This is a genomic window from Rhodococcus sp. AG1013, from assembly GCF_003350365.1.
In the GTDB taxonomy this organism is placed as follows: domain Bacteria; phylum Actinomycetota; class Actinomycetes; order Mycobacteriales; family Mycobacteriaceae; genus Prescottella.
Map to the genome: position 1 here is coordinate 250,918 of NZ_QQAT01000001.1, position 12,360 is coordinate 263,277.

Annotated in this window: 11 protein-coding genes; 6 read left to right on the top strand and 5 right to left on the bottom strand. The window is 67.7% G+C overall.

Annotation, left to right across the window (positions count from 1 at the left end; genetic code table 11):
* Window positions 1-29 precede the first annotated feature (29 nt).
* From DEU38_RS01255 to DEU38_RS01265, 3 genes are all read left to right on the top strand, one after another.
* Window positions 30-1,184, top strand: a complete 1,155-nt coding sequence (locus DEU38_RS01255) for a cystathionine gamma-synthase (RefSeq protein WP_114718307.1) — start codon at window positions 30-32, stop codon at window positions 1,182-1,184.
* A 162-nt stretch (window positions 1,185-1,346) separates the two neighbouring features.
* Window positions 1,347-2,708, top strand: a complete 1,362-nt coding sequence (locus DEU38_RS01260) for a bifunctional lytic transglycosylase/C40 family peptidase (RefSeq protein ID WP_114718308.1) — start codon at window positions 1,347-1,349, stop codon at window positions 2,706-2,708.
* A gap of 56 nt (window positions 2,709-2,764) precedes the next feature.
* Window positions 2,765-4,672 carry an SEC-C domain-containing protein gene (locus DEU38_RS01265; protein WP_258557590.1) on the top strand — a complete coding sequence of 636 codons (1,908 nt, stop codon included), beginning with the start codon at window positions 2,765-2,767 and terminating at the stop codon, window positions 4,670-4,672.
* A gap of 58 nt (window positions 4,673-4,730) precedes the next feature.
* On the opposite strand, the gene greA is transcribed toward DEU38_RS01265, so the two are convergent.
* Window positions 4,731-5,225, bottom strand: a complete 495-nt coding sequence (gene greA, locus DEU38_RS01270) for a transcription elongation factor GreA (protein ID WP_114718309.1) — start codon at window positions 5,223-5,225, stop codon at window positions 4,731-4,733.
* 259 nt (window positions 5,226-5,484) lie between these two features.
* Window positions 5,485-5,910 (bottom strand): DUF4307 domain-containing protein, encoded by a 426-nt coding sequence (locus tag DEU38_RS01275; protein WP_114718552.1) that lies wholly within the window; start codon window positions 5,908-5,910, stop codon window positions 5,485-5,487.
* 200 nt (window positions 5,911-6,110) lie between these two features.
* On the opposite strand from DEU38_RS01275, the gene mca reads away from it, so the two are divergent.
* Genes mca through DEU38_RS01290 form a run of 3 tightly spaced genes read left to right on the top strand, consistent with a single transcriptional unit; the run spans window position 6,111 to window position 9,344 of the window.
* Entirely contained in the window at window positions 6,111-6,986 is an 876-nt protein-coding gene (gene mca / locus DEU38_RS01280) for a mycothiol conjugate amidase Mca (protein WP_114718553.1), read from the top strand.
* A gap of 2 nt (window positions 6,987-6,988) precedes the next feature.
* Window positions 6,989-7,309: a hypothetical protein gene (locus DEU38_RS01285; protein WP_114718554.1), complete on the top strand. Its 321-nt coding sequence runs from the start codon at window positions 6,989-6,991 to the stop codon at window positions 7,307-7,309.
* Between the two features lie 7 nt (window positions 7,310-7,316).
* Window positions 7,317-9,344, top strand: a complete 2,028-nt coding sequence (locus tag DEU38_RS01290) for a thioredoxin domain-containing protein (protein WP_114718310.1) — start codon at window positions 7,317-7,319, stop codon at window positions 9,342-9,344.
* 67 nt (window positions 9,345-9,411) lie between these two features.
* Here the strand turns inward: DEU38_RS01290 and DEU38_RS28235 are convergent, their stop codons facing one another.
* From DEU38_RS28235 to DEU38_RS27980, 3 genes are all read right to left on the bottom strand, one after another.
* A complete protein-coding gene (locus DEU38_RS28235; protein ID WP_174908946.1) occupies window positions 9,412-9,564 on the bottom strand; it encodes a hypothetical protein in 153 nt (50 codons plus the stop codon).
* Between the two features lie 1,023 nt (window positions 9,565-10,587).
* Window positions 10,588-11,538, bottom strand: a complete 951-nt coding sequence (locus DEU38_RS01295; protein ID WP_258557591.1) for an alpha/beta hydrolase family protein — start codon at window positions 11,536-11,538, stop codon at window positions 10,588-10,590.
* Between the two features lie 568 nt (window positions 11,539-12,106).
* Entirely contained in the window at window positions 12,107-12,304 is a 198-nt protein-coding gene (locus tag DEU38_RS27980) for a hypothetical protein (RefSeq protein WP_147283441.1), read from the bottom strand.
* Window positions 12,305-12,360 lie beyond the last annotated feature (56 nt).

Genomic DNA, 12,360 nt, shown 5'->3' on the forward strand with positions numbered 1-12,360 from the left:
CGGCGGCCCGGGTCGCTAGGCTGGTCGCCATGAGCGAGCAGGGATTCTCCAGCGGTTTCTCCACCAAGGCCATCCACGCGGGGTACGAGCCCGACCCGCAGACCGGTGCGGTCAACGTGCCGATCTACGCCAGTTCCACCTTCGCCCAGGACGGCGTCGGCGGGATGCGCGGCGGCTTCGAGTACGCGCGCACCGGCAACCCGACCCGTCGCCCCCTCGAGGCGAACCTCGCGGCGCTCGAGTCGGGCACGTTCGGGCGGGCGTTCGGTTCGGGGATGGCGGCCACCGACTGCGTGCTGCGGTCGATGCTGCGCCCGGGCGATCACCTGGTGATCCCGAACGACGCCTACGGCGGCACGTTCCGGCTCATCGACAAGGTCTTCACCCAGTGGGGCATCGAGTACACCCCCGCCGCGGTGTCCGACGTCGACGCCGTCCGCGCCGCGATCCGGCCGAATACGAAGCTGGTGTGGGTCGAGACCCCCACCAACCCGCTGCTCAACATCGGCGATATCGCCGCCATCTCCGAGGTGGCACACGCCGCCGGGGCAAAGCTGTTGGTGGACAACACCTTTGCGTCGCCGTACCTGCAGCAGCCGTTGCAGTTGGGTGCGGACATCGCGTTGCACTCCACGACGAAGTACATCGGCGGACACTCCGACGTCGTGGGCGGCGCGCTCGTGACGAACGACGAGGAACTGGATACGAAGTTCGCGTTCCTGCAGAACGGCGCGGGTGCGGTCCCGGGACCGTTCGACGCCTTCCTGACGATGCGCGGCATCAAGACCCTCGCGCTGCGCATGGAACGGCACAGCGACAACGCCGAGAAGATCGTCGATCTGCTCACCGGCCACGCCGCGATCTCCCAGGTCATCTACCCGGGCCTCGAGTCGCACCCCGGCCACGTGGTGGCGGCCAAGCAGATGCGGCGCTTCGGCGGCATGATCTCGGTGCGACTGAAGGGTGGCAAGCAGGCCGCGCTCGACTTCTGCTCGCGCACCCAGATCTTCACGCTCGCCGAGTCCCTGGGCGGCGTCGAGTCGCTCATCGAGCATCCGGGCGCGATGACGCACGCGTCCACCGCGGGCTCCGCGCTGGAGGTGCCGGAGGATCTGGTGCGCCTGTCCGTGGGTATCGAGGATGCGGCCGATCTGCTCGCCGATGTGGAGCAGGCGCTCGGCTGATCCCGCGCTGATCTCGCGTTTCGCGCACTTGTCGTCGTGTTCGGTGAACACCGGTCGACGACAAGTGCGCGAAACACTGAGGGTTTCCTGAATCCCGCCCGCGGCAGTCTGTTTGCCCGTTACCGTGAGTCCTCGGACAAGCACGACCCCCAGGAGCGGTGTATGACATGGGAGCCCGCAGCCGCGATCGTGGCTGTCGCAGCAGTAACAGGTGTCGCGTTCCCCGCGGTTGCGAACGCAACACCCGACCCGGCTCCCGAAGCCCCACGAGCGCCCGCCGCCGTGCAGTCCGCGCCGCAGCTCGTGGAACCGGTGAACAGCATCGTCGCACTGCTCCCACCCGAAATGCGGGAGCAGGCGGCGACCGATCTCGTCAGGGTGATACCCGCCCTCGAAGCTCCGAAGGCCCCCGACTCGCTGCCGTCCACCGATGTGGTCCCGACGCCGGAGGCTCCCGCGCCCGAACCTGCCCCGCCGGTCGCCACACCCCCCGCGGCGGTGCCGACCGTGATCCCTCCCGCTGTCGGCGCGAACACCGCTCCCACGATCACGCTGCCCGGTGTCGGCGGTCTGACATTGCCGCCGCTGTCGGCGGTACTCCCGCCCGGCAATCTCCTCGGGCAGGTCGGTTCGATCGCGGTGTTCGCGCCGTGGCTGCGTCAGGCCGGCGAGATCTGTGGGGGCGTCAAGGCGCCCACCCTCGCGGCGCTGTTCTCGGTGGAGAACGACTTCCGCTACGGTCCGACGGCTCCGGTCTCGCTCGCCGGTGGGCGTGGTCCCGCGAAGTTCATGCCGAGCGAGTGGGCCAAGTACGGCAAGGACGCCGACGGTGACGGCACGGCCGACATCCTCGGTGTCGCCGACTCGGTGATGGCCGCGGGACACATGCTGTGCGACAACTATGCGCAGGTCGACGCGTGGAAGCAGGAGGGCCTGGTCCAGGGCGACACCCTCGATCTCGCGCTCGCCGCGTTCAACGCCGGCACCCGCGCGGTGCGCAAGGCGGGTGGTGTGCCGTCGGGTGTCGACGACGCGGCCGACCAGAGCGGGCCGTACGTGCAGAAGATCCGCGCGTCGGAGGGCCAGTTCGAGCAGTTGCTGTCGCCGTTCGCGAACCTCGACCTCGGCAACATCACTCTCCCGACGTCGGGCATCGGGGGCGCGGTCGTGCAGCTCGCGATGCGCTACCTCGGTCTGCCGTACGTGTGGGGCGGCGGCAATATCAGCGGACCGTCGATGGGTGGCTTCGACTGCTCGGGTCTGACGTCGTTCGCGGTGTTCGCCGCCAGCGGCGGCAAGGTCGCACTGCCGCGCACGTCGGAGACGCAGTGGGGGGTCGGCACCGAGATCCCGATGGCCGCGGCGCAACCCGGCGATCTGGTGTTCGGTAATTGGCAGGCCGGGGGCCCCGGACACGTCGGCATCTACATGGGCAACGGGATGATGGTCCACGCCCCGACCTTCGGCGATGTCGTCAAGGTCGGGCCGGTCTTCGGCGACATGAAGGCACGCCGGGTCATGTGACGGTCGCGCCTCGGCGTGGCATTCGCGGTCACGGGAATCGAATACGATCGATCCCCGTGACCGAGCCCGATCCCCGTGACCGCATCGCCGACGCCGCGATGACCATTCTTCGTGAGCACGGAGCGCTGACCACCGAGGAGTGGGGGCGGCGTCTGGCCGACGCGGGGTACGGCTCCGCCCGCGAGATGGAGGACGTCGTCGAGGCACTCGACGACTACGATCTCGGTTTCCTCCCCGATGGGCGGAACCTTGCGCTCGGTCCGCTCCTCGAGGGCCGGACGCTGACCCATCGGCTCACGGATGCGGAGATCGCCGCCGGCATCCTCGACGCCAACCCCGACCTGACGCCGCTGACTGCCTTTGCATTCGACTCCGAGCAGGGGTTCCGTGTGGTCTTCGAAGGGCTGGACGACGACGTCTTCGCGGAGCGGGGTGTCACCGATCCCGATTTCCTGTACGACGAGGGGCTGCTGCTCGAGCCGGGGGCTCTGGCCGGTTACGCGGCGGGGGACCTCGTCGCGATCACCGCCGTCGACGGTGGGCTGGAGTTGCGAAGGGTGACCGGCGAACCGGCTTCCGCGCCCGACCTCACCGCGGCCCTGCGCCGGATCGTGCCCGAGGATGCCGCCGAGCACCTGGACGCCCTGGTCTGGCAGCTGATGATCGACGACCCGGCGTTGTTCGTCGCCCCCACCGTCCCCCTCGCCGAGCTGATCGACGCCGCCGGCTACGTGCGTGACGGTGACTACCTCGCGGTGTACGGTTTCGATTTCGCCACACACCGCCTGGCCGCGCAGATCGGGATGGTCGCACGCGAGCACGAACTGCATCCGGACGAGGCCCGCGCGGTGGTCGAGTTCCTGGACCTGGTGCGGCAGACGCAGGAGCAGGCGGCGCTCGGTGCCGATCCGAGAACCTATGCGCACGAACAGATCTCCGCCGACGTCGACGCTTTCGTCCTGCTGTCGGATCCGGTGGTGGCCGCCGCCGCTCTGGAGCTGGTGAGCGAGTTCGACGACCGGACCGAGGCGCTGCACGCGGTGGCCGTCGGACTCGTGGACCTGGCGCCGCGTCGTGCGAAGGCCGCGGCCTGTTGGCTGGCGGGTAAGGCCGCCGACCGGCTCGGTGACGTCCTGGCCGCGCGGTCGTACTACGACGAGGCTCTCTCCCACGATCCCGACTGGATCCCCGCGATCTTCGACCTCGCACTGCTCGCCGCCGACGGCGGCGACGTCACCCGCGCACAGTCACTGCTCGGCCGGATCGAGGGCGGCGAATCGGAGGCACTGCACGACGTGCTGCAACGCTTCGCGCCGCGCGAGCACCCCGAGCTGGGACGCAACGACCGCTGCTGGTGCGGATCGGGCCGCAAGTACAAGGCGTGCCACCTCGGTCGGTCCGAGCTGACCTCCGACGACCGGGCGGCATGGCTGTACAGCAAGGCACAGCTGTTCATGCGGTCCCCGGAACTGTTCGACATCCTCTTCGATCTCGCCGAGATCCATGCGGCGCCCGGGGCGGACGACGGTGAACTGCTGCGTGCGATCGAGGGCGGACCGGCCGTCGATGTCGCGCTGTTCGAGGGCGGCCTGTTCGAGTTGTTCGTCGGTCGGCGCGGCGCGTTGCTGCCGGCGGAGGAACTCGAGCTCGCCGGGCAGTGGGTGCGCACGCGGCGGTCGGTGTACACCGTGGTCGCCGCGGCCGACGACGTGGTGACGCTGCAGGACCTGCGCGGAGACGACACCGTCGAGGTCACGCACGAGGGTGCCGGTCGCGATCTGAACGTCGGGGCAGTGGTCTGCGCCCGACTGTTGCCGACCGGATCGGCGACGCTGCTCGCGCTCGGTGGGATGGAGCCGGTCGAGGCGTCCGCCGCGGACGACCTGGTCGCGCTGCTCGCCGGGGATCCCGAACCCGAGGCGCTGGTCGAGTTCCTCGGCGCGCACTCCCTGCTCCGGAGCTGAAACGAGAGAACCCCGGCCGAGGAATCCTCGGCCGGGGTTCTGCGTCGGTGCGCCTGTATCAGGCGTGGTACGGCTCTGCGCTGACGAGGGTGACCTTCATCAGGCTGCCGTTGGGCAGGGTGTACTCGCGGGTCTCGCCGACCTTGGCCTGGAGCAGCGCGGCGCCCAGCGGGGAGTTCGGCGAGTAGACCTCGAGTGCGTTGTCGCGGGCGCCCTCTTCGCGGGTCGCGATCAGGAAGGTCTCGGTGTCGGACTCGTCGCCGTCGTAGTAGACCTTGACGACCGAGCCGGGCAGTGCGACGCCGGACTGGGTGGGGGCCTCGCCGACCTTCGCACTGTTCAGCAGCTCCTGCAGCTGGCGGATGCGCGCCTCCTGCTGGCCCTGTTCCTCGCGAGCGGCGTGGTAGCCGCCGTTCTCCTTGAGGTCACCCTCTTCGCGACGCTCGTTGATCTCGGCGGCAATGACCGGACGATTGGCGATGAGCTGGTCGAGCTCATTCTTGAGCCTGTCGTGAGACTCCTGAGTAAGCCAGGTCACCTGGGTCTCGGTCATTCTCGATCACTCCCTTGTAGTTGAAGTCCGGGTGGACTCCCTCGGCAGATCACTGCGAACAGCAGCGATCAACGGGCAGGGCCGCTCTCGTCCGTAGCGAATGTCCGGTGGCGAAGACCCCCGGCTCGCCCATCTCGTGAGCAGACTCGTCCTGCCGTCAATGCAGCAATACACGGCTCCGAGTGGAACCGTGTATTGACTCATTTTAGCACGATGAGGGGTATCGACCGATCCGAACGAAGACCGATCGGTCCACTTGTCAGCCTGCGTGAAGGTAGTCCGGAACGTCCAGACTGCAGCCGTACAGATCGCCCATAGCGGGCGGCTGAGATGCGCGAACGGGGGCCGTGATCTCGACGGTCCCCGAGCCCGACGGCCCGACGTACACCTCGCGGCGGCCCGTCTCGGAGCCGTCCTTGGAGCGGGTACGGATGATGCAGACGGCGGGCTCGGACGGGTCGTCGCGCGTGACGGTGAATCGGATGTTCATCGTCGTCTGGTCGACGACGTCGAACGCGACCTGCTCGCCCTCGATCTCCTTGACGGCGAACTTGGTGTAGGCGATGTACGCGAGGCCGACGCCGGCGAGGACGACGAGACCGGTGAGAATCCACTTGGCCCAGGGGATGGGGCCGGACGTGCGGCGGGTGGACCCGTAGCGGTCCGGGGAAGGCGTACTGCTCATCACTCTGCTCTCGCCGGTGGTGGTGCTCTGCACGGCCGTCGGAGTCGCCGTTTGCCGCGCGTAGCGGGGGTACGACAGACGGTCGTATGTGTCAGGTGGAACTATAGGGGAAGGACGACGACGACCGACGAGTGGTAGTGGTCGACGACTGCAGGCGACACGCCACGCCGGTGACACGCGAAGCTGAGGTGAAGACACACGTGAGCGGATACCGACTCATGGCCGTTCATGCCCATCCCGACGACGAGTCGAGCAAGGGTGCGGCGACGATGGCCTGTTACGCCGCCGAGGGCAACGAGGTACTCGTCGTGACCCTCACGGGTGGCGAGCGCGGTGACATCCTCAACCCGGCGATGGACGTCCCGGGCATCCGGGAACGGATGCACGAGGTTCGGCAGGAGGAGATGGCCGAGGCTGCGCGCATCCTGGGTGTGCAGCAGACGTGGCTCGGGTTCGTCGACTCCGGCCTGCCGGAGGGTGACCCCAAGCCGCCGCTGCCCGAGGGTTGCTTTGCGCTCGAACCGCTCGAGATCCCCACCGAGGCGCTGGTCCGGGTGATCCGCGAGTTCCGGCCGCACGTCATGACCACGTACGACGAGAACGGCGGCTACCCACACCCCGACCACATCAAGTGCCACGAGGTGTCGATGGCCGCCTACGACGCGGCCGGCGACCCCGAGCAGTTCCCCGACGCGGGCGAGCCGTGGGAAGTGCAGAAGGTCTACTACTCGCACGGCTTCATCCGGAAGCGCCTGGTGCAGTTCCAGGAGGAGTACGAGCGCCGCGGGGAGGAGTTCCCGATGGCCGAGTGGCTCAAGAAGTGGAAGACCGAGCAGGGCGACTTGATGGCGCGCGTCACGACGCAGATCGCGTGTGGCGACTACTTTCCGCAGCGTGACGACGCCCTGCGGGCCCACGCGACGCAGATCGATCCCAACGGGTCGTTCTTCGCGGTCCCGCTCGACATTCAGCAGAAGATCTGGCCCACCGAGGAGTTCGAGTTGGCCAAGACCCGGGTGCACACCGCCATCCCGGAGAACGACCTGTTCGCGGGCATTGTGGAGGATGAGCAGTAGTGATGACGACGTTGGCCTGGGACTTGCTGGCGCAGGGGACCAGCACCCCGAGTAGCCCGCAGGGTCCCGAGTTCGGCAAGGCATCCCCGCTGGGGCTCGTCCTGATCGTGGCGCTGCTGGTCGGCACCGTTCTGCTCATCCGCTCGATGAACAAGCAGCTGCGGAAGCTGCCGGACGACTTCGAGCCGGAGCATCCCGAGGCCGATCAGGCGGCGGACGAGGGCACGGACCGCGGCGCTGCGATCGCCGAGGTCGTCGAGCCGAGTCGGCCGGACGAGGACCCGCAGGCCAAGCACGATCCGCCCGCGAAACCGGCGAGCTAGGACTTCCGTGACCGGGCCGGGGCCGCGCGAGCGCAACACGCTCGGCGATGCGACCAGTCCGTATCTGCGTCAGCACGCAGACAATCCGGTGCACTGGCACCAGTGGGGGCCGGAGGCCCTGGAGTGGGCGCGGGAACGCAACGTGCCGATCCTGCTCTCCATCGGGTACGCGGCGTGCCACTGGTGCCACGTGATGGCGCACGAATCGTTCGAGGACCCCGAGACGGCGGCCGTGATGAACGAGAGCTTCGTGTGCATCAAGGTCGATCGGGAGGAACGCCCGGACCTCGACGCGGTCTACATGAACGCGACGGTCGCGATGACGGGTCAGGGCGGCTGGCCCATGACGTGCTTCCTCACCCCGGACGGCAGCCCGTTCTACTGCGGCACCTACTACCCGGCGCAGCCGCGCGGCGGGATGCCGTCGTTCACCCAACTGCTGCACGCGATCACCGACACCTGGCTGACGCGGCGCGGTGACGTCGACGACGCAGCGGCGTCGGTGGTGGCCGAACTGCGCCGCAGCGCCGGTGCGTTGCCGCTCGGCGGGGTGCCGGTCGACGTCCCGCTGCTGTCGGGCGCGGTCGCGAGCATCCTGCGCGACGAGGACCGCGAACGCGGCGGATTCGGTGGTGCGCCGAAGTTCCCGCCGTCCATGTTGCTCGAGGGTCTGCTCCGCTCGTACGAGCGCAGCGGGGCCGAGCCGACGCTGCGTGCCGTCGAGCGCACGGCCGACGCGATGGCGCGCGGCGGAATATACGACCAGCTCGGCGGGGGTTTCGCGCGCTACGCGGTGGATGCGGAGTGGGTGGTTCCGCACTTCGAGAAGATGCTCTACGACAACGCGCTGCTGCTGCGGTTCTACGGGCACCTCGCTCGCCGCACCGGATCCGAGCTTGCGTACCGCGTCGCCGAGGAGACCGTCGAGTTCCTGTTGCGCGACCTGCGCACCGCCGCGGGGGCGTTCGCGTCGGCGCTCGACGCCGACACCGACGGCGAGGAGGGGCTCACCTATTCGTGGACGCCGGGCCAGTTGGTCGAGGTCCTCGGTGCCGAGGACGGCGCATGGGCGGCCGAGGTGTTCGCGGTGACCGACGTCGGGACGTTCGAGCGGGGTGCATCGGTCCTGCAGTTGCCGGTGGACCCGTCCGACGGCCGGCGCCTCGCGGCGGTCCGGGCCCGACTGCTCGCCGCGCGTGCCCGACGTCCGCAGCCCGGCCGTGACGACAAGGTGGTCACGGCGTGGAACGGGCTGGCCGTCACGGCGCTGGCCGAGGCGGGTGCGGCGCTCGGACGGTGGGAGTGGGTCCGCGCGGCCGAGGAGTGCGCCCGCGTCCTGCTCACGACGCATCTGGTGGACGGACGTCTGCGGCGCGCGTCGCTCGCCGGCGCGGTGGGGGAGCCCGCCGGGATCCTCGAGGACTATGCGGCCCTGGCGACGGGGCTGCTCACGCTGCACCAGGTGACCGCGGCGGCCGAGTGGCTGGACGCGGCGACGTCCCTGCTGGACACCGCGATCGAGCGCTTCGCCGATCGCGACGAGGCCGGCAGCTGGTTCGACACCGCGGACGACGCCGAAACGCTGGTGGCCCGACCGCGTGATCCCCTCGACGGGGCGACGCCGTCGGGCGCGTCGGCGATCGCGGAGGCGCTGCTGACCGCGGCGGCGTTGGTGGAGGCGGACCGGTCGTCGAAGTATGCAGCGGCCGCCGAGGATTCGCTGGTCCGTGCGGCGGTGGTCCTGCAGCGCGCGCCCCGTTCGGCGGGGCACTGGCTCGCGGTCGCGGAGGCGTCGGTGCGGGGGCCCATCCAGATCGCGGTGGCGGAGATGGCGCCGTCGGACCTGGCCGAAGCGGCCCGACGACTGGCGCCCGGCGGTGCCGTGGTGATCGCGGGCCCACCGGATTCGGCTCCGCTGCTGGCCGATCGGCCTCAGATCGACGGTGCACCGACGGCCTACGTGTGCAGGGGATTCGTGTGCGCCCGGCCGGTGACCGGGGTCGATGATCTGCGGGAGCGGGTGGACTCGGACTGACGCGAAAAGGGCCGTGCGGTCCTACCGCACGGCCCTGCTGCGATTCCCGTCCGGGAATCCCTCGGTGTTACAGGCTGCCGCCGAGGCTGCCAGTGACGCCACTGAACCAGGCGGAGATGCCGGCGAGGGCATCGTTGGCGGCCGTGATGTAGCCGGTGAGAACGGTGTCGACACTCCCGACGGGGATTGCGATGAGACCGGTGATCGAACCGAAGTCCATGGTGTACCTCCAAAAGAATTGTGGGGCGGCCAGGCCGCCCCACACGGTGGGGAAGCTCCTCGGTGGGAGCGGGTGTTCGTGTCGACAGCGTCAGCTGTTGAAGATGCCCGCGACCGAACCGGTGATCGTGGTGAACAGGCCCTGGAGCGCGTCCAGCGAGCCGAGTCCCTTGAAGATGTCCTCGATCGAAGCCATGTAACTCTCCTAACGTGAATGCGGGTGGCGCAATTGTCCGCAGCTGTGTGCGGGCATGCGTCTATGTTCAATCGCAAGCATGTGCTTGTGACCGGAGTGAAGGTAGCAACCCATTGATGCCAGTGTGGTGAATTTGGTGAATCTGATCGACGCGGTTTCGGGGTCGAAATGCCGGGGGAGCGCCGAATTCTGCCACTTCAAACAAATATTTGATCACTTGCCCGTTCGTCGGGTCGGGGAATGCCCGCGCGACCGAAGGGGCGACGTCGCTCTTGGGTCGACGAGGTGAATGCGCCAGGGGCCCGCGCATGGACGCACGGGCCCCTGGAATCGCACTCACGGAGTCTTGAAAGTTGCGACGTGCCTCAGCTCAGTGCGAGACCGGCGTAATCGATCAAGTTACGGAACGACTGAAGCACTCCCACGCCGAGAGCGTCGAGGCTCATGACGGGAATCTTGATCAGGTCTGCGAGCGAACTCATGTCTTACCTCCAGGTAGATGCAGGCCTCGTGGAGGCTCTGCCAGTCGAATGATTCGAATCAGGGCAGGACCGCGGGCCAGGTCAGGCCTCGCTGCTCGTGACGATGTCGCCGAGCCAATCGAGAATGGTCTTGACCGTGTTTCCCGCCAGTTCGATCGACTGGATGGAATCGAAGATGTCCGCTAAGGAACCCATATCTACTCCCGACAGGTTGCGGCAACACACTGCTGTCGAGCTCCCGACAGTAATGCGAGTGCCGAGTTCTGCACGAGCAATTGCGCGTGCCAGTCGACTGTAACAACGACTGGTCGGTTCGTCCGGGTAACACCAAATGGTCGATCGGTGGCTATCGAAGAGCCGCCTCGATGGTGGGCCACGAGCGACCGAGTTCGTCGCGCCAGTACGGCCACGCGTGCACACCCACCGGTTGGGCACTGCGGGTCACGTCGGCGCCCGCGTCTCGAAGAGCCTGCGCCAGTTGGTCGGTACACAGATTGGAGCCGGCCTCGAGCAGTCCGCCGACGACGACCCGGTCCTGAATGCCCTGTTGGTCGAGGGATTCGTGAGGGCCGGGTAGTCCGTTGCCGGACGAGAGATACACCTTCTTCCCGGCGAGGGCGGACGCGTTGCGGAACAGATCGTGTTCACGCCAGACGTCGTTGCCCTCCGGGCCCCACATCATCTCGGAGTTGGCCATGCCGTTGAGCACGACCAGATCGGTCAGCGCGCGCCCGACGGGACCGTCGGTGACGTAGCAGCCGCTGTAGCCGACGACTCCGTCGTACACCTGTGGTTCGCGTGCGGCCAGCATCACGGCTCCCTGTGCCCCGGAGGAGATTCCGCCGATGACGTTGCGGCCGTTGGTGTCGAGTTGGGCATCGATGAGTGGGGGCAGTTCCTTCGACAGGAACGTCTCCCACTGGGTCCGCCCGAACTTCGGGTGGTCCTGGGTCCAGTCGGTGAAGAGAGTTCCGGTACCGCCGACCGGTAGGACGACATTGACGTTCTTGTCGGCGAAGAAGTCCTCCGCGTTGCCCCTGGTTCGATCGAGCCAGTTGCTGCTCTCGACCTGGCCGGAGTTGCCGTCGAGGAGGTAGAGCGCACCGCGGGGTTGACTCCGATCGGCGGGCAGCAGCACGTTGACCGGCACTTCGCGGCGCATAGCCGGAGACGCGACCTGCAGAAGTAGTAGTCGATCGTCCACCGTCGTGATGCTGGTGATCGACGGTTGCGCGTCCGCGGCTACCTGGACGTATTCCGGTACGACCGTCCCGATCTCGGGTTCGGCTGCTGCCACTGAAGGAAGCGCCGTGAGGAGTCCTACAGTCAGCAGTCCCGCGGACAGTGCTCGAATATTCTTCCGCTGCATACTTGTTCGATCTCCCCAGCTCGACGCGTTCAGATGCCTGGTGGCCGTGCGATCATCGGTCACGAGTGCATGCAAGTTCTCATCGCAGTATCCCTCCACGAGTGGGAGGCTGCGGGACGGAGGTCGGTGCGGCTCGGGTCCTGCAGGCGATTGCTTCCCCGTGGGTCCGTCGCCATGCATTTCCGGTGCCGTACAGACACAATCGGGGCCCGCGCACACAGCGCGAGCCCCGATGAGGTGCCCAGGGCACCAGTGTCTTACTGCTTCGGCAGTCCGTCGGGGTAGCCGCTCAGCGTGAAGAGGGACCCGATGCCCTTCATGATCTGCGCGCTCAGGCTCCCGGTCACATTTCCGAGTACTTCGTAGATGGATCCCATGACTCTCCTTAGATCAGACGATTCCGAGCGATTGTCAAAGCTGGATCGAGGCGGGCCGTATCACTCGATGCTGCCCGCCGCGGCTAGTAATCGCGGGGTTGGTAGGCCCGGTTCAGCTATTAGCCCTTGGCCGGAGGCGCCGAGAAGCTGTCGATCGAGCCGAAGCCGATGGTGACGAGGTCACCCAGCGAGCCGAGGGCATCGGTGATGCTGGTCTGAGCGGAGCCGAGGAATGCGGGAAGCAGGCCATCGGCCGCGAGGGAGTTGAGCCCACCGTTTCCCAAGATCGCTCCCATAAGTCCTTCGAGTGAACCCATTTGTGCCTCCTGAAGACGTTATGTGTTGCCCGGTACCGAATCCCGCACGCAATTCG